Source organism: Mesorhizobium sp. M2D.F.Ca.ET.226.01.1.1, from assembly GCF_004022705.2.
In the GTDB taxonomy this organism is placed as follows: domain Bacteria; phylum Pseudomonadota; class Alphaproteobacteria; order Rhizobiales; family Rhizobiaceae; genus Mesorhizobium.
In genome coordinates this window covers 46868-71468 of sequence record NZ_RZOY02000019.1, presented here as the reverse complement: position 1 = coordinate 71468, position 24601 = coordinate 46868, and the positions used below count along the sequence as shown (strand labels likewise).

General features: G+C 65.5%; 27 protein-coding genes and 1 tRNA gene. 18 read left to right on the top strand and 10 right to left on the bottom strand.

Translation table 11 applies throughout. The features are described 5' to 3' along the window. Positions 1 to 4 precede the first annotated feature (4 nt). From EN869_RS30990 to hrcA, 6 genes are all read right to left on the bottom strand, one after another. A complete protein-coding gene (locus EN869_RS30990) occupies positions 5 to 628 on the bottom strand; it encodes a glutathione S-transferase family protein (RefSeq protein ID WP_127230402.1) in 624 nt (207 codons plus the stop codon). A gap of 121 nt (positions 629 to 749) precedes the next feature. Next, positions 750 to 1730 (bottom strand): cysteine synthase A, encoded by a 981-nt coding sequence (gene cysK / locus EN869_RS30985; RefSeq protein WP_127230401.1) that lies wholly within the window; start codon positions 1728 to 1730, stop codon positions 750 to 752. Between the two features lie 325 nt (positions 1731 to 2055). After that, positions 2056 to 2673 (bottom strand): LysE family translocator, encoded by a 618-nt coding sequence (locus tag EN869_RS30980; RefSeq protein WP_127230400.1) that lies wholly within the window; start codon positions 2671 to 2673, stop codon positions 2056 to 2058. A 187-nt stretch (positions 2674 to 2860) separates the two neighbouring features. Further along, complete coding sequence (locus EN869_RS30975; protein ID WP_127230399.1) at positions 2861 to 4201, bottom strand: sorbosone dehydrogenase family protein; 1341 nt, start codon at positions 4199 to 4201, stop codon at positions 2861 to 2863. A gap of 118 nt (positions 4202 to 4319) precedes the next feature. Then, positions 4320 to 4520, bottom strand: a complete 201-nt coding sequence (locus tag EN869_RS30970; protein ID WP_127230398.1) for a hypothetical protein — start codon at positions 4518 to 4520, stop codon at positions 4320 to 4322. 74 nt (positions 4521 to 4594) lie between these two features. Beyond that, positions 4595 to 5692: a heat-inducible transcriptional repressor HrcA gene (gene hrcA, locus EN869_RS30965; protein WP_127230397.1), complete on the bottom strand. Its 1098-nt coding sequence runs from the start codon at positions 5690 to 5692 to the stop codon at positions 4595 to 4597. Between the two features lie 198 nt (positions 5693 to 5890). Here hrcA and rph point away from each other — a divergent pair, with 198 nt between their 5' ends. The 5 genes from rph to EN869_RS30935 all read left to right on the top strand — a co-directional run bounded on the left by rph (position 5891) and on the right by EN869_RS30935 (position 9374). Then, the gene (gene rph / locus EN869_RS30960) at positions 5891 to 6607 is read left to right on the top strand and encodes a ribonuclease PH (protein ID WP_112098165.1); all 717 of its coding nucleotides are present in this window, start codon (positions 5891 to 5893) and stop codon (positions 6605 to 6607) included. A 195-nt stretch (positions 6608 to 6802) separates the two neighbouring features. Continuing rightward, entirely contained in the window at positions 6803 to 7213 is a 411-nt protein-coding gene (locus EN869_RS30950; protein ID WP_127230395.1) for a VOC family protein, read from the top strand. Next, on the top strand, positions 7213 to 7875 hold the full coding sequence (rdgB, locus tag EN869_RS30945) for an RdgB/HAM1 family non-canonical purine NTP pyrophosphatase (protein WP_127230394.1): 663 nt from the start codon (positions 7213 to 7215) through the stop codon (positions 7873 to 7875). The genes EN869_RS30950 and rdgB overlap by 1 nt, the downstream gene beginning before the upstream one ends. After that, positions 7872 to 9050 (top strand): radical SAM family heme chaperone HemW, encoded by a 1179-nt coding sequence (gene hemW / locus EN869_RS30940; protein ID WP_127230393.1) that lies wholly within the window; start codon positions 7872 to 7874, stop codon positions 9048 to 9050. Before rdgB ends, hemW begins: the two co-directional genes overlap by 4 nt. A gap of 3 nt (positions 9051 to 9053) precedes the next feature. After that, positions 9054 to 9374 carry a low molecular weight protein tyrosine phosphatase family protein gene (locus tag EN869_RS30935; RefSeq protein ID WP_127230392.1) on the top strand — a complete coding sequence of 107 codons (321 nt, stop codon included), beginning with the start codon at positions 9054 to 9056 and terminating at the stop codon, positions 9372 to 9374. Here EN869_RS30935 and EN869_RS30930 read toward each other — a convergent pair. Beyond that, a complete protein-coding gene (locus EN869_RS30930; RefSeq protein WP_127230391.1) occupies positions 9371 to 9559 on the bottom strand; it encodes a hypothetical protein in 189 nt (62 codons plus the stop codon). The genes EN869_RS30935 and EN869_RS30930 overlap by 4 nt on opposite strands. Before the next feature lie 213 nt (positions 9560 to 9772). Here EN869_RS30930 and rsmI point away from each other — a divergent pair, with 213 nt between their 5' ends. Then, the gene (gene rsmI / locus EN869_RS30925) at positions 9773 to 10666 is read left to right on the top strand and encodes a 16S rRNA (cytidine(1402)-2'-O)-methyltransferase (RefSeq protein ID WP_167507124.1); all 894 of its coding nucleotides are present in this window, start codon (positions 9773 to 9775) and stop codon (positions 10664 to 10666) included. Further along, complete coding sequence (locus EN869_RS30920; RefSeq protein ID WP_127230389.1) at positions 10659 to 11036, top strand: YraN family protein; 378 nt, start codon at positions 10659 to 10661, stop codon at positions 11034 to 11036. Before rsmI ends, EN869_RS30920 begins: the two co-directional genes overlap by 8 nt. 215 nt (positions 11037 to 11251) lie before the next feature. Here EN869_RS30920 and EN869_RS30915 read toward each other — a convergent pair whose 3' ends face one another. Then, a complete protein-coding gene (locus EN869_RS30915; RefSeq protein ID WP_127230388.1) occupies positions 11252 to 12058 on the bottom strand; it encodes an undecaprenyl-diphosphate phosphatase in 807 nt (268 codons plus the stop codon). Between the two features lie 159 nt (positions 12059 to 12217). Here EN869_RS30915 and EN869_RS30910 point away from each other — a divergent pair, with 159 nt between their 5' ends. The 11 genes from EN869_RS30910 (at position 12218) to EN869_RS30860 (ending at position 23110) form a co-directional block, all read left to right on the top strand. Next, complete coding sequence (locus EN869_RS30910; RefSeq protein ID WP_127230387.1) at positions 12218 to 12910, top strand: glutathione S-transferase family protein; 693 nt, start codon at positions 12218 to 12220, stop codon at positions 12908 to 12910. Then, positions 12891 to 14042 (top strand): tRNA epoxyqueuosine(34) reductase QueG, encoded by a 1152-nt coding sequence (queG, locus tag EN869_RS30905; protein ID WP_127230386.1) that lies wholly within the window; start codon positions 12891 to 12893, stop codon positions 14040 to 14042. The genes EN869_RS30910 and queG overlap by 20 nt, the downstream gene beginning before the upstream one ends. A gap of 12 nt (positions 14043 to 14054) precedes the next feature. Continuing rightward, complete coding sequence (locus EN869_RS30900) at positions 14055 to 14957, top strand: SDR family oxidoreductase (RefSeq protein WP_127230385.1); 903 nt, start codon at positions 14055 to 14057, stop codon at positions 14955 to 14957. A gap of 95 nt (positions 14958 to 15052) precedes the next feature. Next, entirely contained in the window at positions 15053 to 16150 is a 1098-nt protein-coding gene (mepA, locus tag EN869_RS30895) for a penicillin-insensitive murein endopeptidase (RefSeq protein ID WP_127230384.1), read from the top strand. Between the two features lie 137 nt (positions 16151 to 16287). After that, positions 16288 to 17307, top strand: coding sequence for a glucokinase (locus EN869_RS30890; protein WP_127230383.1), 1020 nt, complete (start codon positions 16288 to 16290; stop codon positions 17305 to 17307). 132 nt (positions 17308 to 17439) lie between these two features. Then, complete coding sequence (locus tag EN869_RS30885; RefSeq protein ID WP_127230382.1) at positions 17440 to 19311, top strand: ABC transporter ATP-binding protein; 1872 nt, start codon at positions 17440 to 17442, stop codon at positions 19309 to 19311. Next, the gene (dapB, locus tag EN869_RS30880) at positions 19308 to 20129 is read left to right on the top strand and encodes a 4-hydroxy-tetrahydrodipicolinate reductase (RefSeq protein WP_127230381.1); all 822 of its coding nucleotides are present in this window, start codon (positions 19308 to 19310) and stop codon (positions 20127 to 20129) included. The genes EN869_RS30885 and dapB overlap by 4 nt, the downstream gene beginning before the upstream one ends. A 35-nt stretch (positions 20130 to 20164) precedes the next feature. After that, positions 20165 to 20785: a 2,3-bisphosphoglycerate-dependent phosphoglycerate mutase gene (locus EN869_RS30875; RefSeq protein ID WP_127230380.1), complete on the top strand. Its 621-nt coding sequence runs from the start codon at positions 20165 to 20167 to the stop codon at positions 20783 to 20785. Between the two features lie 80 nt (positions 20786 to 20865). Next, positions 20866 to 20950: transfer RNA gene (locus EN869_RS30870), tRNA-Leu, on the top strand. Positions 20951 to 21096: 146 nt separating this feature from the next. Then, a complete protein-coding gene (locus EN869_RS30865) occupies positions 21097 to 22776 on the top strand; it encodes a cyclic nucleotide-binding domain-containing thioredoxin-disulfide reductase (RefSeq protein ID WP_127230379.1) in 1680 nt (559 codons plus the stop codon). 28 nt (positions 22777 to 22804) lie between these two features. Beyond that, positions 22805 to 23110 carry a UBP-type zinc finger domain-containing protein gene (locus tag EN869_RS30860; RefSeq protein WP_127230378.1) on the top strand — a complete coding sequence of 102 codons (306 nt, stop codon included), beginning with the start codon at positions 22805 to 22807 and terminating at the stop codon, positions 23108 to 23110. Positions 23111 to 23134: 24 nt separating this feature from the next. Here the strand turns inward: EN869_RS30860 and EN869_RS30855 are convergent, their stop codons facing one another. Both EN869_RS30855 and EN869_RS30850 read right to left on the bottom strand, forming a co-directional pair. After that, the gene (locus EN869_RS30855; RefSeq protein ID WP_127230377.1) at positions 23135 to 23317 is read right to left on the bottom strand and encodes a hypothetical protein; all 183 of its coding nucleotides are present in this window, start codon (positions 23315 to 23317) and stop codon (positions 23135 to 23137) included. 430 nt (positions 23318 to 23747) lie between these two features. Beyond that, positions 23748 to 24554: an aspartate/glutamate racemase family protein gene (locus EN869_RS30850; protein WP_127230376.1), complete on the bottom strand. Its 807-nt coding sequence runs from the start codon at positions 24552 to 24554 to the stop codon at positions 23748 to 23750. Between the last annotated feature and the right edge of the window lie 47 nt (positions 24555 to 24601).

Sequence of the window (24601 nt, the reverse complement as noted above, 5' to 3'; positions counted from 1 at the left end):
TGCTTTAAGGCCACATCTCGTGCGATGCGTTCAGCTTGCGTATCAGCTCATACTGACGCAGCCTCGCCCACAGGCGTTCGATGTTCGGCCAGGCGCTGCGCGCCTTCTCGATGTCGGGATGCCAGGCCACCAGCATGACAAGGTAGATGTCGGCAAGCGAGACCGTCTCGCCGGCCAGGCAGTCACGCCCGGCCAGCGCCTGGTCGAGGATGGCAAAGCCGCGATCCATCTCGGCGACCGCCGCCTGCTTCACCGGCTGCAGGCCTTCGCCATCGGCGATGTAGCGGTGCGCGTAGTAGAGTCTGAGAATCGCCGGGTAGAGCACCGACGACATGAAGGCCATCCAGCGCAGGAAATCGGCGCGGCCCGGCGAACCCGCATCCGGCGCGAGGCCGGCCTTCGGATGGCGCTCGGCCAGCAGGATGCAGATCGCCGCCGATTCGGTCAGCGAATGACCGTCCGGCAGCGTCAGCACCGGCACCTGGTTCAGTGGGCTGATGGCGAGGAAGGCCGGATCGGGCACGTCCGTCTTCGGCACGTCGATCTGTTCGAAGGGCACGCCGGTCATGGCAAGCGCCGCCTCGACGACGAAGCCGCCGCTGCCCGGGCGCGTATAGAGCTTGTACATCGAAAAATCCTCCGCCACCGACGAACAGTCGGCACGGGGAGTAGAATCGGAAGCCTCGCCCAAGCTCAAGCGAGGCGGCCGCTACCAGCCTTGTTTTTTCGACGGTCCAGCGCGGATGGGCCTAAGCGCCCAGGCCGTCGAACAGGATGGTCGAGAGATAGCGCTCGGCGAAGGAGGGGATGACGACGACGAGGTTCTTGCCCTTGTTCTCGGGCCGCGAGCCGACGACGATCGCCGCCTGGAGCGCGGCACCCGACGAGATGCCGACCGGCACGCCTTCGAGGCGGGCGACGAGCCGGGCGTTGGCGACCGAATCCTCGTTCGAAATCCTAACCACCTCGTCATAAATCGAAGTGTCGAGGATTTTTGGAGCGAAGCCCGCGCCGATGCCCTGGATCTTGTGCGGACCGGGCTGGCCGCCCGACAGCACCGGCGAGGCTTCGGGCTCGACGGCCACGACATGCAGCGACGGCTTGCGCTTCTTCAGCACCTGGCCGACGCCGGTGATGGTGCCGCCGGTGCCGATGCCAGCAACGAAGATGTCGACCTCGCCATTGGTGTCGTTCCAGATCTCCTCGGCCGTGGTGCGGCGGTGGATTTCCGGATTGGCCGGGTTCTCGAACTGCTGCGGAATGATGGCGTTGGGCAGCGTCGCGGCGAGCTCGTCGGCCTTGGCGATGGCGCCCTTCATGCCTTTCGGCCCCTCGGTCAGCACCAGCTCGGCGCCGAGGAGCGCCAGCATCTTGCGGCGCTCGACCGACATGGTCTCAGGCATGGTGAGGATAAGCTTGTAGCCCTTGGCGGCGGCGGCGAAAGCAAGCGCGATGCCGGTGTTGCCGGAGGTCGGCTCGATCAGCGTCGTCTTGCCAGGCGCAATCTTGCCGGCCTCTTCCAGCGCCTCGATCATGGCGACTCCGATGCGGTCCTTGACCGAGGCGATCGGGTTGAAGAATTCGAGCTTGGCCATGAGGTTGGCGACGATGCCCTTCTCCTTGGCGAACTTATCCAGCCTGACCAGCGGCGTGTCGCCAATCGTCTCCGTGATCGAGTTGAAGACGCGGCCGCGGCCGGGCACGCGCGCGGAGGTGACGGGCTTGTTCATTGGTTCGCTCCCAAGGCAATGGCACAGGCAAGACAGAATAGGGCTTTCAGCCGCGCAAGATAGGCCGGCGACCGAAAATATCCGAGTAGGGCGGTTGCTCAAAACCGCGCCGCGCCGGAAATGCATTTTCCGCCATCAGCGGTTTCAGGAATGGTTTGGCTGAAATCGAAACGATCACGCACCAAGTGGTGTTGAGATTCAGGTCAGGCCGAGCCGAGAAGGGTGGATTTCGAGAACCGGAGCGGAGCGTACTAGAAGTACGTGAGCACCGGAAGCGCAGGAAGCCGTCCTTCGCAGGCCGGGCTCACCTGAATATCAATACACCTTATTGACGCGCCGCGATGGCGGCCGCCGCGCCCATCATGAAGCCGGCGGCCGTGCGGTTCAAAAGCTTCAGCGCGCGCGGCGATTTCAGGAACCAGCGCGCCTTGGCGGCCAGGGCCAGATACGGCACCAGCACGACGAACAGCACCATCACGGTGAGCACCGCCAGGATGGCGTAGTCGGCGAACGTGATCGTCTTCAGGTCGACGATAGTCGGCGTGATGGCGAGGTAGAAGATCATCGTCTTCGGGTTGCCGAGCGTCACCGTCAGTCCGGCGATGAAGCTCGACACCAGGCCGCCCTTGGCCTTCCGCGCCTCGATGGTTTCCGGTGTGATCCAGCTGGTCCAGAAGCGCCAGGCAAGAAAGGCGAGATAGGCGACGCCGGCCCATTTGATGGCAAGGAAAACCATGCCGAAGGTCTGGGCGACGAAGGCGAGCCCGAGCACCACCGCGGTGAGATAGGTAAGGTCGCCGAGCATCAGCCCGAACGACATGGCAAGCGAGGACCGGAAGCCGGAGCCGAGCGCCCGGGCGACAAGCGCCGTCACGCCGGGACCCGGAATGGCGGCGGCGACGCCGAGGGCGGCGCTGTAAGCGAGAAATCCGGTGAGCGTCATGGTTGCAGTCCCGAGATAGGGACGCGCTTGTCGCACGAAATCGAACGGAAATGAATTCGCTATCGGGCAAATTCGTTTGCGCCAGCCCCCTCATCCGGCCGCTACGCGGCCACCTTCTCCCACAAGAAGGGGAGAAGAGGTTGGCGCCGGCAATCCGGGTGAGGGGGACCTCAGCGGAGGGTCGAGGTTACCCGCCATAAGTAATGCGCCAGATGGTGCCGTTAGCGTCCTCGGTGACGATCAGCGCGCCGTCCTTGGCCACCGCCACGCCGACCGGCCGGCCCCAGACCTCGTCATCGGAGATAACGAAGCCGGTGGCGAAGTCTTCGTATTCGCCGGTCGGCTTGCCGTCCTTGAATTTCAGCCGCACCACCTTGTAGCCGGTGCGCTGCCCGCGATTCCATGAGCCGTGCAGAGCGACAAAGGCGTCGCCTCGGTAATCGGACGGAAAGTTGTCGCCGTCGTAGAAAGCAATATTGAGGGGGGCGGAATGGGCCTGGATGACCACGTCGGGGAGGGCCACCTTATCAGCGAGGTCGGGTCGCGCACCGGCGTGGCGGGGATCCTCATTGGCGCCGATATAGTACCAGGGCCAGCCGTAAAAGGCCCCATCCCGCACGGTCGTTGCGTAGTCGAACGGTACATTGTCGCCGAGCCCGTCGCGCTCGTTGACGACGCACCAGAGAGCGCCGGTGCCTGGCTGCACCGTCATGCCCGAACAATTGCGCAGGCCGGTCGCGACGACGCGGCGATTCTTCCCGTCGGGATCGAAGGCAAGCACGTCGGCGCGCCCTTCCTCGGAGTCCCAGGCGGCGCCGAGCGGCATGGACCTGGCCCACGCGTCGATGCCGCCATCCGGCTTCGCCGCCATGCCCTCGGCCACATTAGTTTCCGAGCCTACCGAGACATAAAGCGTCTTGCCGTCCGGCGAAAACGCGATGTCGCGGGTGCCATGGCCACCTGTCGGAATGCCGGAGACGATGATCTCCGGATCGTCGGAGGCTTTGAGATCGCCGTCGCGATAGGCGAAGCGGACCACACTATCGGTGTTGGCGACATAGACCCATTGCGGCTTGTCGCCAGGGGGATAGAAGGCGATGCCATAGGGCTGGTTCAGATAATGCGCGAACTTCGCCTCGCGGGCCGGTTTTGCGTTGTTGCCGGCAAGGCGATACACAAGAACCCGATCCTCGTTGCTGTCGGCGACGAACAGGTCGCCATTGGGCGCAACACGCACGACGCGCGGGTTGGGAAGGCCGGACGCGATCAACTTGGCCGAGAAGCCGCGCGGCAGAACCGGCGCAGCCCCTTCGGGCCGATCCGCAACACCGGTGCTATTCGACGCGGATTTGGTGAGATACGGTTTCTGCAGATCGTCAGGCTTCAGCAGCCGGCGTACGCCCGGGCGGTCGGCCTTCCAGTCGCCGAAGGCCTTTTCGCCGCTGAGCAGTGGCTGATCAGCCTGCTGCGCAAAGGCGCCGGTGGCGAGAACCAGCACAAGGCCCGCAACGCCGGCGATCCGCATCATGCTGTTCCTTCATCGTTGCCAACGCGCCCGATAGATCGGCGCCTGCCGACGCAGTCTCGGGCAAACGGTCTAAAAGCGAAGCAGGCGCACGCTGATTTGACGACAGGCCGCCAGGAAGTCAGGTCTCCTCTTCGACATCCAGATCGTCGTCGAGGCGCTGCTCCAGTTCTACAAGGTCTGCCGGCAAGGGCAGGCCCATGGCGCGGAGTTCCCGCAATTTCTCGCGCAGCTGCTCCTGGATCTCGTGATCGTCCTCGGGCTGGTTGATCATTTCCTGAAGCAGGAGGTCGATCTGGGCCTTGATTGCTTCCAGCGCCATGTCTTTCTCCTCCGCTGCGACCTTAGGTGTGTCGAGATTCAGGTCAGGCCGGCATCACCTGAATATCGATACACCTAACGAAGCATGCGCGAAATCAGCTGCGCCGTATAATCGACCATCGGCACGATGCGGGCGTAGTTCAGCCTTGTCGGACCGATGACGCCGAGCGCGCCGATGACTCGGGCATCCTTGTCGCGATAGGGCGCGACGACCAGCGACGAGCCGGACAGCGAAAACAGCTTGTTCTCCGAGCCGATGAAGATGCGCACGCCCGGCCCTTCCTCGGCGAGGTCGAGCAGCTGCAGCAGGCCGTCCTGCGTCTCCAAGTCCTCGAACAGATGGCGCAACAGTTCGAGGTCGGCCTGGGCGGTGACATTTTCGAGCAGGTTGGCGCGGCCGCGCACGATGAGACGCGCCGGTAGGCCACTTTCGGCGCCGGCCCAGACCGCGAGGCCCTTCTCGACCAGATCCTGCGACAGCGCGTCGAGGGCGGATTTGGTCTCGTCCTTGATGCGGGCGATCTCCGCCCGCGCCTCGGCCAGAGTGCGGCCGCGGATATGGGCGTTGAGGAAATTGGACGCCTCATGCAGCTGCGACACGGTCGTGCCGGCCGGCAGGTCGACGACGCGGTTCTCGACGTCGCCGTTCTGCGACACCAGCACGGCCAGCGCCTTGGTCGGCTCGAGCTGGATGAATTCGATGTGCTTCAGCGCCACCTCATTCTTGGCGGCAAGCACGAGGCCGGCACCGCGCGACATGCCGGACAGCATCTGGCTGGCCTCGGTCAGCATGTGCTCCAGCGTCGCGCCGGAGCCGGAGGCGCGCACCTGCGCCTCGATGATGCGGCGCTCGTCGTCGGACAAGTCGCCGAGCTCCATGAAGGCGTCGACGAAGAAGCGCAGACCCGTCTGGGTCGGCAGTCGGCCGGCGGAAATATGCGGCGCGTAGATCAGGCCGAGATGCTCGAGGTCGCTCATCACGTTGCGGATGGTGGCCGGCGACAGCGAGGAGGGCAGGATGCGCGATAGGCTGCGCGAGCCGACCGGCTCGCCGTCACGCAGATAAGAATCGACAATCCGCCGGAAAATATCGCGCGAGCGCATGTCGAGTGACTGAAGCACCGGTGGCTGAAGCCCGGGTGACTGCGACGTCGCATCGACTGGTTTGTTCATTCCGGCAAGAAACCTCCTGTCGAAAAGATATAGACTTAAGCCACCCCCGCGCAACCCGGTGCCGCGTTTGCGGTCACCCAGGTGCCGCGTTTGCGGTCACCCCGACGTTTGCCTTGCGGCCCCTTTTCCTTTGCGACTTGCCTCGCATGCGTCTACAAGCCGGCCACGATTCCGACAAACGAGAAGAAAGCAGGCCGAATGCGCCCCTCCAAACGCCAAGCCGACGAAATGCGCGCCATCTCCTTCGAGCGCGGCGTCTCCAAGCATGCCGAAGGCTCCTGCCTGGTGAAGTTCGGCGACACGCATGTCTTGTGTACGGCAAGCCTGGAGGAAAAGGTCCCGGCCTGGATGCGCAATTCGGGCAAGGGCTGGGTGACGGCCGAATACGGCATGCTGCCTCGCTCGACCGGCGAGCGCATGCGGCGCGAGGCCTCCGCCGGCAAGCAGGGTGGCCGCACGCTGGAGATCCAGCGGCTGATCGGCCGTTCGCTGCGCGCCGTGGTCGACCTGCAGGCGCTGGGCGAACAGCAGATCACCGTCGACTGCGACGTCATCCAGGCCGATGGCGGCACCCGCACCGCCTCGATCACCGGCGGCTGGGTGGCGCTCTACGACTGCCTGCGCTGGATGGAAGCGCGCCAGATGGTCAGCGTTTCCAAGGTGCTGAAGGACCACGTCGCGGCGATTTCCTGCGGCATCCATGACGGCCAGCCGGTCATCGACCTCGACTACCTGGAGGATTCCTCGGCCGGCACCGACGCCAATTTCGTCATGACCGGCAAGGGCGGCATCGTCGAGATCCAGGGCACCGCCGAGGGCGAGCCTTTTTCCGAGGAGCAGTTTGCGGCGCTGATGGGGCTGGCCAAGAAGGGCATTTCACGGTTGGTGAGCCTGCAGCAGATGGCGGTGGCGTAGAGCCCCGCTGGGAAAAAGAATGAGGTTGGCGATCCTTCACACCCCCCTCTGGCCTGCCGGCCATCTCCCCCGCAAGGGGGGAGATCGGATGTCACCTTGGGTTTCGCCAACCTCCCACGTTGAAACGCCTTCGCCGAAGCTGCTGATCTCCCCCCTTGCGGGGGAGATGCCCGGCAGGGCAGAGGGGGGTGCCTCGTGATGCCCTCGGCAATTTTGGAGTCAGCACTTTATGTGACTGATCTCAATGCAGCCGAAGCCTTCTACCGCGACATCATCGGCCTCGAAGCTTTGGGCAAGGTCGAAGGGCGCCACGTCTTCTTCCGCTGCGGCGAAGGCGTGTTGCTGCTCTTCAACGCCGAGGCGACCAAAATCCCGCCTGCGCCCGACGCCCGGCTGAAGGTGCCGCCGCATGGCACGGCAGGCGAGGGGCATCTGTGTTTTGCAGCAACCGCCGATGAAATCGCCGAATGGCGCAAGCACCTGGCGGCCAAGAACATCGCCATCGAAAGTGATTTCGAGTGGCCGCAAGGCGGGCATTCGATCTATATCCGCGACCCTTCGGGCAATTCGATCGAGTTCGCCGAGCCAAGGATCTGGGGTTTCTGATGCATTCTTTGAACGGCCAGAAGATCGTCGTCGCCAGCCATAATGCGGGCAAGTTGCGCGAATTCGCCGACCTGATGGCGCCGTTCGGCTTCGAGGCGAAATCGGCCAAGGAATACGGCCTGCCCGAGCCGGACGAAACCGGCACCACCTTCGAGGAGAACGCCTATATCAAGGCGTTTGCGGCGGCCAAGGCCACCGGCCTGCCGGCGCTGTCGGACGATTCCGGGCTCTGTGTCGACGCGCTCGACGGCGCGCCGGGCGTCTACACTGCCAACTGGGCGGAAAAGCCGGACGGCAGCAGGGATTTCGGCATGGCGATGCAGAAGACTGAGACAGCGTTGCAGGAAGCCGGCGCCACCGAGGCCTCGCAACGCACCGGCCGCTTCGTTGCCGTCATCTGTCTCGCCTTTCCGGACGGCGAGGCGGAGTATTATCGCGGCGAAGCGGAAGGCACGCTGGTGTGGCCGCCGCGCGGCACGGTCGGCTTCGGCTACGACCCGGTGTTCCTACCCAATGGCTTCGACAAGACGTTTGGCGAGATGAGCGCGGAGGAGAAGCATGGCTGGAAGCCAGGCCAGGCAACCGCCCTTTCGCACCGCGCCCGCGCCTTCCAAAAGTTCGCTGAGGCGCGCCTGAACCTGGCCCGGCTCGGTTCAGAATGATCGGGACCGGCCAGACGATGCAGCTCGACCGCAGCCCCGGCTTCGGCGTCTATATCCACTGGCCGTTCTGCGCGGCCAAGTGCCCTTACTGCGACTTCAACAGCCATGTCCGCCACCAGCCGGTCGACCAGGAGCGCTTTGCCCGCGCCTTCAAGACGGAGCTTGCGACCATGCGCGACCGAACCGGGCCGCGCGAGGTGACCAGCATCTTCCTCGGCGGCGGCACGCCGTCGCTGATGAAGCCGGAAACGGTCGGCGCCGTGTTGGAGGCCGTGGCGAGTAACTGGACGGTGCCGGCAGGCATCGAGGTGACGCTGGAGGCCAACCCTTCCTCGGTCGAGGCCGAGCGCTTCCGCGGCTATCGCGCCGCCGGCATCAACCGCGTGTCGCTCGGCGTGCAGGCGCTGAACGACAAGGATCTGCGCTTTCTCGGACGGCTGCATAATGTCGAGGAAGCCTTGCACGCCATCGGTTTGGCGCGTGAGATTTTTCCGCGCCTGTCCTTCGACCTGATCTATGCGCGGCCCGGCCAGACGCCGGAGGCGTGGGGCGCGGAGCTGGAGCAGGCGATCGGCTATGCCGTCGACCATCTCTCGCTCTACCAGCTCACCATCGAGGAGGGCACGCCCTTCCATGCGCTTTACGCGGCCAAGAAATTCACGCTGCCCGACAACGACCACGCCGCCGACCTCTACGCGCTGACGCAGGAGGTGACGGCGGCGCACGGACTGCCGGCCTATGAGATTTCCAACCACGCTCACCCGGGTGCAGAGAGCCGGCACAATTTGACCTATTGGCGCTATGGCGAATATGTCGGCGTCGGCCCAGGCGCGCATGGCCGCTTTGTCGAGAATGGCCGCCGCACGGTGACGATAGCCGAAAGGATGCCGGAGACCTGGGCCAACCTGGTCGAGGCCAAGGGACATGGCGTCACCGGCGGCGAGATCCTGACCCGCGCGGAAGAAGCCGACGAGTTCCTGCTGATGGGGCTCAGGCTCGCCGAAGGCATCGACCTGCAGCGCTACGAGGCGCTCGCCGGGCGCGGCCTTTCCAGCGCGCGGCTCTCCGTGTTGCAGGAGGAAGGGCTGGTGGCGCCGGTCGGCAATGCCAGGCTGCGCGCCACGACCGCCGGCATGATCGTGCTCGATGCGGTGGTGGCGGATTTGGCGCGGTAACCTTTGAAGAACGTCCTGTTCGTCTGCAGCCAGAACCGGTTGCGCAGCCCCACCGCCGAGCAGGTGTTTTCGAAGCGCCGCGACATCGAGGTCGAATCGGCAGGCACCAATCACGACGCCGACAACCCGCTGACGCATGAGCTGGTCGCCTGGGCCGACATCATCTTCGTCATGGAAATGGCGCACCGCGCCAAGCTGCAGAAGACGTTCCGGTCGAGCCTGAAGGGCACCAGGGTGATCTGCCTGGACATCCCGGACGACTACGAGTTCATGGACCCGGAGCTGGTGCGGCTGCTGGAGGTGAAGGTGCCGCGATACCTTTAAGCATCGTGCTTCTGGCGATGCTTGCCGCGGTTCTTCTCGCCATGCGACTCGCCATGGCGAACCGGCTTCTGGTCGGCCTTGTCGCGGCGGGCGCCGCTCTGGGCGGCGATGGGGTGTGGAGGGATGCCCTCGCGGGCGGCTTTGCTTTCAAGTCGGCTGATGAAGATGTCGAAGCGATTGGGCATCGTCCGGTCCTGCCTCCTCCCGGGGAATCAGGGGTTAAATTCGCCGTTGCCGGTTTCGTTCCGCACTGTGGCAAAGGCATGGCGGATTCCTTGACCCTACCTCACGTTTTGCAACAGGCCGTCAGCCATGCCAAAGAGACTTTGTTCTTTCGCAACTCCGGACGGAAAACCGCTACGCACTTTTCCTGGAATTGCTTGAACGGAGGGTTATCGTTGACCGGCGACAAACGCAGCTACCTGATCGGGCAGACCGAGATCGCGGCACGGCCGCTCGCGCCGGCGCTCTATCTGGTGGCGACGCCGATCGGCAATCTGGCCGATATCACATTGCGCGCGCTGGAGACGCTGGCCGCCGCCGACATCGTCGCCTGCGAGGACACGCGCGTGTCGCGCGTGCTGCTCGAACGCTACGGCATCCGGCGGCGTACCACCGCCTATCACGAGCACAATGCGAGCGAGGCCGGGCCGAAGCTGATCGAGGCTTTGCAAGCCGGGCAGAGCGTTGCGCTGATCTCGGATGCCGGCACGCCGCTGGTCTCCGATCCCGGCTACCGGCTGGTCGGCGAGGCGCTGGAGCAGGGCATCCGCGTGGTGCCTATTCCGGGGCCTTCTGCGGCGCTCGCCGCGTTGACGGCATCCGGCCTGCCATCCGACGCTTTCCTGTTCGCCGGCTTCCTGCCCACGAAGACCGGGCAGCGGCTGACCAAGCTCGAAACTTTCAAGGCGGTGCCGGCGACGCTGATCTTCTTCGAATCGCCGCGCCGGCTGGCCGAGACGCTTGGCGCCATGGTCGAGGCTCTGGGCGGCGCACGCCGGGCCGCCATCGGCCGCGAGCTGACCAAGGCCTTCGAGGAGATGCGGACCGGCACACTGGCCGAATTGGCCGACCACTATGCGGCGGCCGACACGCCAAAGGGCGAGATCGTCATCTGCGTCGGCCCGCCCGAAGCGGCGGAAGACCAGCCGGCCGATATCGATCGGCTGCTGTTGTCGTTGGCGGCTGAAATGCCGGCCTCGAAAGCAGCGGCGGAAGCGGCGAAGATGACCGGCGGGCAGAAGCAGGCGCTTTACCGGCGACTGCTGGAGCTTAGGGAAGGCGATGGCTGAGCGTACTTTAGGCCATCGCCGAAAAGCTTACCGGCGCGGCCATCGCGGCGAATGGCTGGCGGCGCTGGCGCTGATGCTGAAAGGCTACCGCATCCTTGCCCGCCGCCATCGCACCAGGCTCGGCGAGATCGATCTGATCGCCCGGCGTGGCGATCTCGTGCTGTTCGTCGAGGTCAAGGCGCGCCGCACTTTGATCGAGGCCATGGAAGCGATCGGCCATGAATCGGAGCGGCGCATCGAGGGCGCCGCGGATATCTGGCTGTCGCGCCAGCCGGACTACGGGCGGCTTTCGCTGCGTTTCGACATGGTGGCCGTGCTGCCCTGGCGCTGGCCGGTGCATGTCGAGAACGCGTTTTATGGGCGGAATTGAGCGAGCTTTACCCTGCTACAAGGGGCAGGACAATCGCATACGGCGGCGCTGGCTCCCTCATCCGGCCGCTTTGCGGCCACCTTCTCCCCGAGGGGAGAAGAGACTGGCGCGACGCCAACAATCTCCTCGCCGCTCGGGGAGAGGTCAGCCGAGCGAAGCGGAGGCTGGGTGAGGGGGAGCGGCGTGTGTGATTGCCATTTCCCGGGGGCGAAGCCTCACCCCCAAACCATCAGCGCCACCAGCCCTGCAATGCCTACCACCAGCCGCCACCAGCCGAACAGCGCGTAGCCGTTCTTCGAGACGTAATCGAGCAGGAAGCGCACCACGATGAGCGCGGTGACGAAGGCGGCGATGAAGCCGACGGAAATGATCGGCAGGTCGGCCGAGGTCAGCACGTTGCGGTTTTTGAACAGGTCGAAGGCGAAGGCGCCGACCATGGTGGGCATGGCGAGGAAGAAGGAGAATTCCGCCGCCGCGCGCTTGTCGACGCCCATCAACAGCGCGCCGACGATGGTCGAGCCGGAGCGCGAGGTGCCGGGGATGAGCGACAGGCACTGGAACAGGCCGATCTTGAGATAAACGCTCAACGGAAAGCGCTCGACGTCGTGATGCACCGGCTTGAAGTTGATGCGGTCGACGACGAGCAGCACCACGCCGCCGATGATCAGCATGATGCAGATCAGCCGCGGCGATTCGAATAGATAGTTTTTGATGAAGTCGTGGCCCACCGCGCCGATGATCGCCGCCGGCAGGAAGGCAATCAGGATGCCGATGACGAAGTGCCGGGTTTGCGGGTCGCTGGGCAGCTTGATCAGCATTTGCCAGAGCTTGCCGAAATAGACGCAGAGGATGGCCAGGATCGCGCCGAGCTGGATCAGGATCTCGAAAGCCTTGCCGGTGGAGTGGAAGCCGAGGAAATGGCCGGCAAGCAGGATATGGCCGGTCGACGACACCGGGATGAACTCGGTCAGGCCCTCCAAAAGCCCAAGCAGCAGCGCTTCGACGATGGTCTGGCTTTCCATGGCAACCTCAGGATTTCGGAACAGCTGGGGACAACGGCTTGCTTGTCACGGCGCGGAAGTCCCCCTATAGGTCGCAACACCGTGACGGCCGCATGACGGGCCGCCAAGACTTACCGGTGCAGGTATCGATTCGCCAGTGCGCCCTATCATCGCGGAACCATGCTGACGCTTTTCCACCATCCGATGTTCGCCACCTGCCGGTTCGTCCGCCTCGCCTTCGGCGAGTATGGCGAGGAACTGGCGCTGATCGAGGAAAAGCCGTGGACGCGGCGCAAGGAGTTCCTGGCGCTCAACCCGGCCGGCACGCTGCCGATCCTGCTTGCCGAAGGCGACGTGCCGATCGTCGGCGCCATGGTGATCGCCGAATATCTCGACGAGACGCGCGGCGTCTTGAAGCGCGACAGGCGGCTGTTCGCCGAGGACCCGATGCAGCGCGCCGAGATCCGTCGGCTGACCGACTGGTATCTGGCGAAGGCCGAAAGTGAGGTCACCCGCCATCTGGTGCGCGAGCGCGTGCTGAAGCCGGTGATGCCGGAAACGGCCGGCGGCGGCTCGCCCGACTCAGCGGCGATCCGCGCTGCGCGCGCCAACATCCGCCAGCACATGAAATACACCAACTGGCTGGCCGGCACTCGCCATTGGCTGGCTGGCAGCAAGGTGACCTATGCCGACCTCGCCGCGGCGGCGACGCTTTCGGTGCTCGATTATCTCGGCGAAATCGATTGGCGCGAGCACAGCGCCGCGCGCGAATGGTATACGCGCGTGAAATCACGGCCGTCGTTCCGGCCGCTGCTCTCCGACCGAGTACGCGGCCTGTCGCCGGTATCGCATTATGCGGACCTCGACTTCTGAAAAACTGCGCGCGCTGATCGACGCGGAGGCGCGCCGCGCCGGCTTCGAGGCGGTCGCCGTGACCAGGCCGAACGCGATCCCGCTGGCGCCGGCAAGGCTCGCCGAATTCGTCTCCGACGGTTTTCATGGCTCGATGGAGTGGATCGCCGAGACGCTTCAACGCCGCGCCGAACCATCGACGCTGTGGCCGGAGGTGCGCTCGATCGTCGTCTTGGCAATGAATTACGGGCCTGACCATGACCCGCGCGATATCCTGGAAAAGCGCAACCGCGGCGCGATCTCCGTCTATGCGCAGAACCGCGACTATCACGACGTGATGAAGGGCCGGCTTAAGGAGATCGCCGGCAAGCTGGTCGCGCGCGCCGGCGGCGATGTGAAGGTGTTCGTCGATACCGCGCCGGTGATGGAAAAGCCGCTGGCGGAAGCCGCGGGGCTCGGCTGGCAAGGCAAGCACACCAACCTGGTCAGCCGCGCGCATGGCTCGTGGCTGTTCCTCGGCACGATCTTCACCACGGCCGAGCTCGAGTCGGACAAGGCCGAGATCGACCATTGCGGCTCCTGCCGCGCCTGCCTCGACGCCTGCCCGACCAATGCCTTTCCTGCCCCCTACCGGCTCGATGCGCGGCGCTGCATCTCCTACCTCACCATCGAGAACAAGGGGCCGATCCCGCGCGAATTCCGCGAAAAGATCGGCAACCGTATCTATGGCTGCGACGATTGCCTCGCCGCCTGCCCGTGGAACAAATTCGCCAGCGCGGCTTCCGAGGCGAAGCTTGCCGCGCGCAACGATCTGCGCGAGCCGAAGCTTTCGGAGCTGCTCGCGCTTGACGATGCGGCGTTCCGCGCCTTCTTCTCCGGTTCACCGATCAAGCGCATCGGCCGCGACCGTTTCGTCCGCAACGTTCTGATTGCGGCAGGAAATTCCGGCGACGCCTCGCTTGCGCCTGTCGTGCGCGGCCTGCTTGGCGATGCGTCGCCGCTCGTGCGGGGTGCGGCAATCTGGGCTCTGTCGCGATTGCTGCCCGACCGCGAATTTGGCGAGCTTGCCGCCACGGCTTCGAAGACCGAGATCGATACGGCAGTCCAAGAGGAATGGCAGGCGGCACTGGCAACTTCCGCCGCTGCGGATTGATGGGGTTCATTGATGGGCGAAAGACGCTTCTTCATCTTTGGCGCAGGCTACTCCGGCAAGGCATTCGCGCGGGCCAACGGACAGCATGAGCCGGTCTTCGGCACGACCCGAACGCCGGAAAAATTCGAGGCGCTGAAGCTCGCTGGAATCGAGCCGCTGCAGTTTGACGGCTCGCTGTCGGCTGACCTCGGCGATGCGCTGGCCAGGACCACGCATCTCATCGTCTCGGTCGCCCCTGACGAGGCCGGCGACCCGGTGCTCAACGTCGCCGGCGATAGGCTATGGAAAAAGATGCTGGCGCTGGAATGGATCGGCTATCTCTCCACCGTCGGCGTCTATGGCGACCATGGCGGCGACTGGGTGGACGAGACCAGCGCGTGCCGACCGGTGTCGAAGCGCTCGGTGATGCGGGTGGCTGCCGAACAGGAATGGCTGACGCTCGGCCGCGACATCGGAAAACCGGTGGCGATCCTGCGGCTTTCCGGCATTTACGGGCCCGGCCGCAATGCGCTGGCCAATCTCGAGGACGGCACCGCGCGGCGGCTCGTGAAACCCGGCCAGGTGTTCAACCGCATCCATTGCGACGACATCGCCGGCGCGCTCTGGCATCTGGCCGACAGGAATCTCGGCGGGATCTTCAACGTCACCGACGACGAGCCGGCGCCGCCGCAGGATGTCGTCGCCTATGCCGCGGGATTGATGGGCATCGAGCCGCCGCCGGAAATTCCGTTCGAGACCGCCCAACTTTCGCCCATGGCACGGTCTTTCTATGGCGAGAACAAGCGCGTTGCCAACAAGGCGATCAGGGCGGCCGGCTATCGCTTCCAGTTCCCGAACTACCGGGTGGCGCTGGAGCGGATGTGGGCCGAGGGTAACTGGCGGGACGGAGAGCCGCGCAGCGCGATGAGGCGTTGATGATCGATGCGGGACGCGCGGCGTGGTATGATTCGTTTCCGATCGGGCTCGCCTGACTTTGCGGCAACGGATAGACTGGAAGGGGACCCAGCCTGATGAATTTGCGATCGCTGCCTGACCGCAAGCCGTTCCTGACCGCCGCGCTCGCGCTGGTAACCTTGGCCGCGCTGGCGGCCGGCGCAATCTCGGCCGAACCGCGTGCGAAGGACCTGTTCGGGGCGCGAAAGCTGCCTGCGGTCGCTCCGGCGCAATCCTTCGGCATCTATTCAAAAGGCTGCTTCACCGGCGGCGTGGCGCTGCCGATGGACGGGCCGGGCTGGGAAGTGATGCGCCCGTCGCGCAACCGCCGCTGGGGCCACCCGGCGATGATTTCGCTGATCGAGAAGCTCGCGCGGGACGCCCAGGCGGATGGCTGGCCAGGTCTCTTGATCGGCGATGTTTCGCAGCCGCGCGGCGGACCGATGATGACCGGCCATGCCTCGCACCAGATCGGGCTGGACGCCGACATCTGGCTGACGCCGATGCCGAAGCGGCCGTTGACCATGGCGCAGCGCGAGTCGATGAGCGCGACGCTGATGGTCGATGAAAAGACGCATCTGGTGAAGGATGCGCTGTGGACGCCGGCGCATACGCGGCTTTTGAAGCGCGCGGCCAGCTATCCGGAGGTCGAGCGTATCCTGGTCAATCCCGGCATCAAGAAGAAGCTCTGCGACACCGTCACCGGCGACCGCACGTGGTTGCGCAAGATCCGGCCGTTCTGGGGCCATGACTATCATTTCCACATGCGCATTGGCTGCCAGCCGGGCTCGCCTTTCTGCAAGGCGCAGGAGACGACGCCGGACGATGACGGCTGCGGCAAGCCGCTTGCCTGGTGGTTCACCGCGGAGCCGTGGCGGCCGAACAAGAACCCGGACGCGCCAAAGGCGCGCGACCTAATGACCATGGCCAACCTGCCGAAGCAATGCCAGGACGTGCTCAGCGCGCCGGACGCGCCCTCGCTGGAGGCGGTGACCTATCATGGCGGCGGAGCCGCCGCTGTCGCCGTTGCCGAACCACAGCCGGCCGAGCCGCAACCAAGCGAACCGGCGCAAACGATTTCCAGCGACAACGCCTCAATCCCGGCGGCGGCAAGCGCCTTCGCGCCAACGCCAAAAATCGGCATCCCGCTGCCAAGGCCAAGGCCGGGGAACTGACGCCGAAGCCGGACGTCCAATCGTCACGCTGGCTGGATGAGGCCCGGAAGCGAAGCCGCTTTCCCTTTGCAAGCCCATGCGCTAGTTCAACGAACAGACGAATGGCGGAAGGCCAGAACGGGGACGCGCGAGAAAAAATGCCAAGCGAGAACGAGACAGCGCTGCGGTTTCCGGTCCTGATTGGCGACATTGGCGGCACCAATGCGCGCTTCTCGATCGTGCTCGACGCCAATTCGGAGGCGACCGAGCCGCAAATCGTCCAGACGGCCAATTTCAAGACCATCGACGAGGCGATCCAGGCGGCGGTGCTCAACCGCTCTTCCATCCAGCCGAATTCGGCGGTGCTGGCGATCGCAGGGCCGGTCGACGGCGACGAGATCCCGCTCACCAACTGCCCTTGGGTGGTGAAGCCGAGGCAGATGTTTCGCACGCTCGGCCTGAGCGAGGTCGTGGTGCTCAATGATTTCGAGGCGCAGGCGCTGGCCGTGGTGGCGCTCGGCGAGGAGCATATGGAGAAGATCGGCGGCGGCACGCCCGAGCCCAATGCCGGCCGCGTCGTGCTCGGCCCGGGAACCGGGCTCGGCGTCGCCGGGCTGATCTACGCGCTCAACCACTGGATCCCGGTGCCGGGCGAGGGCGGGCATATGGATATCGGCCCGCGCACGCCGCGCGACTTCGAAGTGTTCCCGCATATCGACAAGCTGGAGGGCCGCATTTCCGGCGAGCAGATCCTGTGCGGCCGCGGGCTGGTCAATGTCTATCGCGCCGTGGCCAAGGCCGACGCCAGGCCGGCGCCCTTCGCCACGCCGGCCGAGGTTACCGCGGCAGCGCTTTCGAAATCCGATCCGGTGGCTGAAGAGGCGCTGGCGCTGTTCGTCACCTGCCTCGGCCGCACCGCGGGCGACCTGGCGCTGGTGTTCATGAGCCGCGGCGGCGTCTTCCTCACCGGCGGCATCGCGCAGAAAATCGTGCCGGCGCTGAAGGCCGGCAATTTCCGCGCCGCCTTCGAGGACAAGGCGCCGCACAGCGCGCTGATGCGCGAAATGCCGGTCTATGTCATTACCCATCCGCTGGCGGCGCTGCTCGGGTTGGCCGCCTATGCCAGGATGCCGTCGCTGTTCGGCGTCAACACGGCGGGGCGGCACTGGCGGGCGTGATCGCGCCCGGTTTCGGGACGACGATCGGCCGCCGCGACGAAGTTTCGCCATAGGCAAGCCGTAGCCGGGGCGCTAAGAGGATGCCGGAATGCGGCCCATCCGACACGCGGATAATCACGAAGCGCCCCTGATTTGACTGTTCAAACTTCGCTCAAACTGAAAGTCCAGCCCACCGAGGTCAGCGCCGTGCTGCGCCGCATCCTGGCCGAGAACGGCAAGGAATACCGCTGGACCTATGTCGTTGCCGTCGCCTGCCTGCTGATTGTTTCCGGCACCACCGCCTTCACGGCGTGGATCATGGCCCCGATGATCAACCAGATCTTCTACGAACGGCGCGGCGACATGATCGTGTGGATCTGCGCCGGTTTCCTGGGAGCCTCCGTCCTGCGCGGCTTCGCCGGCTACGGCCAGGCCGTGGCGCTGGCCAGGATCGGCAACAACCTGGTCGCCCGCTACCAGAAGCGCAGCTTCGACCATCTGATGAAGCTCGGCGTCGACTTCTTCAACGAGACGCGTTCCGGCCGGCTGGCGGCACAGGTCAACGAGAATGTCGGCGGCATCCGCGACCTGCTGTCGCTGACGCTGACCTCCATCAGCCGCGACGCGGTCTCGCTGGTCGCTCTCGTCGGCGTAATGATCTACCAGGATCCGGTGCTGTCGCTGAGCTCGCTGCTGATCGGACCGCCGTTGATCTGGGCCGTCGTCTACATCACCGGCCGCCTGCGCAAGATCAACCGGGAATCGGTGCTCATCAACTCGCGGCTGAACGGGTCGGTGCAGGAAGCCACGCAAGGCATCGCCATCGTCAAGGCCTTCACGCTGGAGGACGAGCTGGCGCGCCGCATCGGCATCATGGCCGACATGGCCGAGCAACGTAACAACAAGATCGCCCGGGTCTCTGAGCGGCTGTCGCCGATTTCCGAAATTCTCGGCGGTCTCGCCGTCACCGCCGTGCTTGCTTATTCCGGCTATCGGGCGCTGGTGCTTGGACAGCCGCCGGGCGCGGTGTTTTCCTTCATCACCGCGCTGATCCTGGCCTATGACCCGGCAAGGCGCCTGGCGCGCACACAGGTCGGTATGGAACGTGCCCTGGTCAACGCGCGCATGATCTACGAGCTGCTCGACCTCGAGCCGAAGCAGAGCGACGCCCCCGATGCGGTCGAGGCCAGGATCACCACCGGCGAGGTGCGCTTCAACAATGTGACGTTCGGCTACAGCGCCGACACGCCGGTGCTCCGGGATTTGAGCTTTACCGCCGCGGCCGGCAAGGTCACGGCCATCGTCGGCGCATCGGGTGCCGGCAAGTCGACGATGGTGGCGCTGCTGCAGCGCTTCTACGACGTCGACCAGGGCTCGATCGAGGTCGACGGCCAGGATATCGCCAAGGTGACCAAGCATTCGCTGCGCCAATCGATCGCCTATGTGGCGCAGGCGCCCTATCTGTTCGAAGGCACGATCCGCGACAACATCCGCTACGGCCGGTTGTCTGCCACTGACGCCGAAATCGAGCAGGCGGCGAAGCTGGCTGCCGCCGACGAGTTCATCCGCCAGCAGCCGCAAGGTTACGACACGCCGGTCGGCGAAGGCGGCTCGACGCTGTCCGGCGGCCAGCGCCAGCGCGTCTCGATCGCGCGCGCCATCGTGCGCCAGGCGCCGATCCTGTTGCTCGACGAGGCGACCTCGGCGCTCGACAACGAGGCGGAAGCGCGCGTCCAGGAAGCGCTCGCCCATGTCATGGAAGGCCGCACCACCATCGTCATCGCGCACCGGCTGTCGACCGTGGTCAATGCCGACCATATCATCGTGCTTGAAGAGGGTCGGCTGGTCGAAGAGGGCACGCACGCCTCGCTGATGGCCGATCCGAATAGCATCTATGCCCGCTTCCACCGGATCCAGGGCAAGAAGGGGTTGGGGCTTGTCGACGACGTCAAGGCAAGCCAAACTTCGGCCCAGACCCCGGCGCCGCGTATGCGCGCAAAGAAGACCGTCAGGAGAAGCGCATGAGTGAAGCCGGCGATATGGGCCTGGTGGTGGTGGGCGCCGCCGGCCGCATGGGCCAGACGCTGATCCGCGCCATCCATACCATGCCCGGCGCGCGCGTCGCCGCTGCCGTCGAGCGGCCGGATTCGCCGCATCTCGGCAAGGATGCCGGCGAGCTCGCCGGTGTCGGCATCATCAACGTGCCGATCGTAGACGACCCGCTGCCGGCCTTCGCCAAGGCCGACGGCGTGCTCGATTTCACCGCGCCCGCGGCAAGCGTCGAATTCGCCGGCTATGCCGCGCAGGCGCGCATCGTGCACGTCATCGGCACCACCGGCTGCTCGGCCGACGACAATGCGAGGATCGCCGCCGCCGCGCGCCATGCCACGATCGTCAAATCCGGCAATATGAGCCTCGGCGTCAATCTTCTGGCGGTGCTGGTCGAACAGGCCGCGAAGGCACTCGACCCGGAGGATTTCGACATCGAGATCCTGGAAATGCACCACCGCCACAAGGTCGACGCGCCGTCCGGCACGGCGCTGCTGCTCGGCGAGGCGGCGGCGAAAGGGCGCGGCATCGACCTTGCCGCCAACAGCGTGCGGGTGCGCGACGGCCATACCGGCGTGCGCAAGGCGGGCTCGATCGGCTTCGCCACGCTGCGCGGCGGCTCCGTCGTGGGCGACCACAGCGTGATCCTGGCCGGCACCGGCGAGCGCATCACGCTCTCCCATCATGCCGAGGACCGAGCGATCTTCGCGCGCGGCGCGGTTAAGGCGGCGCTCTGGGCCCGCGGCAAGAAGCCGGGACTCTATTCCATGCGGGACGTGCTCGGCCTCAGCTGAGAGCGGCCCTTCCACAAAATCTCTAAGGAGCAAACATGTCGGGAACTCTCGTGCTCGTGCGCCACGGCCAGAGCGAATGGAACCTGAAGAACCTGTTCACCGGCTGGCGCGACGTCGACCTGACCGAGCAGGGCAATGCGGAAGCGCTCGCCGCCGGCGAGAAGCTCAAGGCGCGCGGCCTGAAATTCGACATCGCCTACACCTCGGCGCTGAAGCGGGCGCAAAGGACCTGCCAGCATATTCTCGACGTGGTCGGCCAGAGCGAGCTAACGACGATCCGCGACCAGGCGCTCAACGAGCGCGACTATGGCGACCTCTCCGGCCTCAACAAGGACGACGCGCGCAAGAAATGGGGCGAGGAGCAGGTGCATATCTGGCGCCGCTCCTACGACATCGCGCCGCCCGGCGGCGAAAGCCTGAAGGACACCGGCGCGCGCGTGTGGCCCTATTACCTGCACGAGGTGCAGCCGCATGTGCTGCGCGGCGAGACCGTGCTGGTCGCCGCGCACGGCAATTCACTGCGCGCGCTGATCATGGCGCTGGACGGCAAGAGCGGCGAGGAGATCGTCAAGCTCGAGCTCGGCACCGGCGTGCCGGTGATCTACAAGCTCAACGCCGATTCCACCGTGGCGAAGAAGGACGTGCTGGAGGGGTGAGGCCATTCGGCCACCCAAGGCGACCCACGAAAAAAGCGCGTTGACACATATCGTTTGCCCGCTTACATGAGCGCCCACCAGCCCAGATGGCGGAATTGGTAGACGCGCACGGTTCAGGTCCGTGTTCCGCAAGGAGTGGAGGTTCGAGTCCTCTTCTGGGCACCAAATTCCCGTTCGGACCACGTCGCGGTTCCAGAACGCAAAGAAGAAGCCCGGTTCGTCCGGGCTTTCTTTTTGAGCCACCCTCCCCTTCCGGCCAGTTCGCGAACAAACCGCTTCAAACCCGGCGTCCCTGACGCTACGGTCGCGCCATGGCCCCTTTCGTCAGCCCGACCATCGCCGCCCGGCGCGACCAGATGTTCCCCATCCTCACCGATGCGGACATTAACCGAATGCGCCGCTTCGGCGAGGCGCGCGCCTATGCCGCCGGCGAGCATATCGTGACGGCCGGCGCGGTTTCGCCAGGCTTGATCCTCATCCTGTCGGGCAAGGTCGACATCACGCAGGCCGGCGGGCTCGGCCAGCGCGAGACGATCGTCACCCATGGCGCCGGCAATTTCATCGGCGAGCTGGCGCAGTTGTCGAACCGGCCGTCGCTGGTCAACGCCGAGGCGATCGAGCCGGTCGAGGCTGTCGTCATTCCCTCGCCACGACTGCGCGACCTGATGGTGCAGGAGGCCAACCTCGGCGAGCGCGTCATGCGGGCGCTGATCCTGCGCCGCGTCGGCCTGCTCGAAAGCGGCGCCAGCGGGCCGGTGGTCATCGGCCCTCCGGGCAATGGCGACGTGCTGCGGCTGCAGGGTTTTCTGCGCCGCAGCGGGCTTCCTCATCGTGCTCTCGATTCCGACACCGACCCTTGCGCCAAGACGCTGATCGAGCGGTTCCATGTCGACCCGCACCATCTGCCGATCGTGCTCTGCCCGAACGGCAAGCTGATGCACAATCCGGGCGAGAACGAGCTTGCCCGCTGCATCGGCCTGCTGCGGCCGGTCGATGCCGACAAGGTCTATGACGTGGCGATCGTCGGCGCCGGACCCGCCGGGCTGGCCGCGGCGGTCTATGCGGCTTCCGAAGGCCTTTCGACCATCGTGCTCGACTGCCGCGCCTTCGGCGGGCAGGCGGGCGCCTCGGCGCGCATCGAGAACTATCTCGGCTTCCCAACGGGCATCACCGGCATGGCGCTGATGGCGCGCGCCTACAACCAGGCCCAAAAATTCGGCGTCGAGATGGTGATCCCCGACGAGGCGAAGCTGCTCGGCGCCGCTGAGGATACCTCCGGCGCCCGCTACCAGTTAGCCATCGGCGACGGCGAGAGCGTGCGCTCACGCGCGGTGGTGATTGCCAGCGGCGCGCGCTACCGCCGCCTCGACGTCGCCAATCTGGCGCAGTTCGAGGGCACGTCAGTGCATTACTGGGCCTCGCCGATCGAGGCGCGGCTTTGCCAGGAGCAGGAGGTGGCGCTGGTCGGCGCCGGCAATTCGGCCGGACAGGCGGCCGTCTATCTGGCGAGCCAGGTGCGCAAGGTGACGCTTCTGGCGCGCCGCGACAGCCTCGATGACACCATGTCGCGCTATCTGGTCGACCGCATCAAGGCACAGCCGAACATCGAGGTGCTGACCGAGACCGAAGTTGCGGCGCTGGAGGGCCATGAGGGCAATCTCGAGCGGCTGCGCTGGCGCAACCGGGTGACCGGCGAGGAGACGGAGCGCGCGATCCAGCACCTCTTCCTGTTCATCGGCGCCGATCCGAACACCGACTGGCTGGCAAACTGCAACGTGGCGCTGGACGCCAAGGGCTTTGTCCGCACCGGGCCGGACACGACCCCGGGACATGGGCTGATGGAAACCAGCCGCAGCGGCGTGTTCGCGATCGGCGACGTGCGCTGCGGCTCGACCAAGCGGGTCGCGGCCGCCGTCGGCGAAGGCGCGCAGGTGGTCGCGGCGTTGCATGCCTATCTGGCGCGGAGCGGCGCCGCCGCCGCCAACGAATAAATCAGCCCGAACCGGTAAGGAACCCGCGATGGACGAATGCAGGCACACCAAGGACATCAGAAAGGTCACGCCGAGCGCGCTAGGCTGCGAGGAATGCCTGAAGAACGGATCCTGGTGGGTGCATCTCAGGCTCTGCCGCACCTGCGGCCATGTCGGCTGCTGCGACGACTCGCCCAACCGCCACGCGACAAAACATTTCCACGCCACGCAGCATCCGATCATCGAAGGCTACGACCCGCCGGAAGGCTGGGCCTGGTGCTTCGTCGACGAGGTTTTTGTCGACCTCGAGGGCGATACGACGCCGCAGAACGGGCCGATCCCGAAGTTTGTCTGAGGCTGCCGACCGGGGGGCGCTTGGTCAGCGCACCGAACTCGTCACCGTCGGGTCGACGGGGTCCGGCACGGATTTGCGCTCATTGCCGGCGAAGATGCCGATGAGGAGAAGGCTGAGCACAACCGGCACAAACAGGATGGCGACGCGGGCCTGCACGTAAAAGATCGCACGCCATTCATTTCGCTTTTCGGGGCTGTCGTTCATCATGCTCGCTCTGTCTGCGCCTCCCGGGGCGGGAGAAAGAGACGAAGCGTTAAACATCTCCTTCCGATTCCGTTAACGGGGGCGATCTCGTTAATGGCAGAGGCAGCGCCGCCCCCTCTCCGGCCGCTACGTGGTCATCTCTCTCCCTATGTTCATCTACGCTATGCACACATCTTCTATGACTGGCGTGACTGATCGGGCCGAGGCTTGATGGCCAGGTGGTTCCCCCAATCCGTCGCTGCTTCGCAGCGCCACCTTTCCCCCCTCCGGAGGGAAAGGAAGGGAGACGAGCGTTGAGGCCAAAAAGCTCGGCGCCTTTCCTCTACCCCGTCGATCGGGGGAGAGGTGGCTCGGCGAAGCCGAGACGGAGTGGGGGTCGATCAGCGCTGCATTGGACAATGCATGACGGTCGCCTGAAAGTTCGCCGCGCTGATTACCGTGCAGGCAGCGCGAACAGCCTCCCACCCGCCGGCACGACGTCGTCGATGCCGGCGAGCCGCAGGCAGTGCCAGGCCATGGCGTGGTTGGAGGAGGTGACGGGAATGCCGATGCGCCGCTCCAGCTCCGCCACCGCCTCGGCAACCCGCAGGCTGGTGCAGGAGATGAAGATCGCCTCCACTCCCGGCACTTTTGCCATGTGTTCGGCCGCCGCCTCGATCGAGGCGAGCGAGATGCGGGCGGCCTCGCGGTCGTCGCGGCGGTCGAAAGTGGCGACGGCCGCGATGTCGAGGCCGCGTCCGGTGAAATAGCGCACCAGGCCCTGGTTGATCTCGGGCGCATAGGGCGTCAGCAGGCCGATGCCCCTGGCGCCGAGCGCCTTGAAGGCGGCCAAGGCGCCGGTGACCGGCGTGGTGCAGGCGACGCCCGGCCGCGCCTTCCTGATCTCGGCGAAGACGGCCTCCTCGCCGAGCGTCATGGTGGCCGAGGTGCAGCCGAAGCCGACAACGTCGAGCGGGATGCTGGGCAGGATGAGATCCACCGTCGGCGCGATGCGCGGGCCGATGGCGCGCAGCGTTTCCGGGGTGATGTCGTTGTCGTTGAAGAGGCGCGCCTCGTAGAAGGCGACGCCCGGAATGCGCACCAGCGCGCGGAACTCATGCTCCAGTGTCTGGTCGGTGGCGAGGATCGCCAGGCCGATCGCCGCGCGCGAGGCGAGGCCGCCGTCGATCTCGGATGGAAGGACGCCAAGATCCACGGGTCCGGAGGCGGGAAGGGGTGCAGCGGCAAGACTGGCGGACATGGCATTCCCTTTCTCGATCGGAGCGAGGACAGGTCTCGCTCAACAGG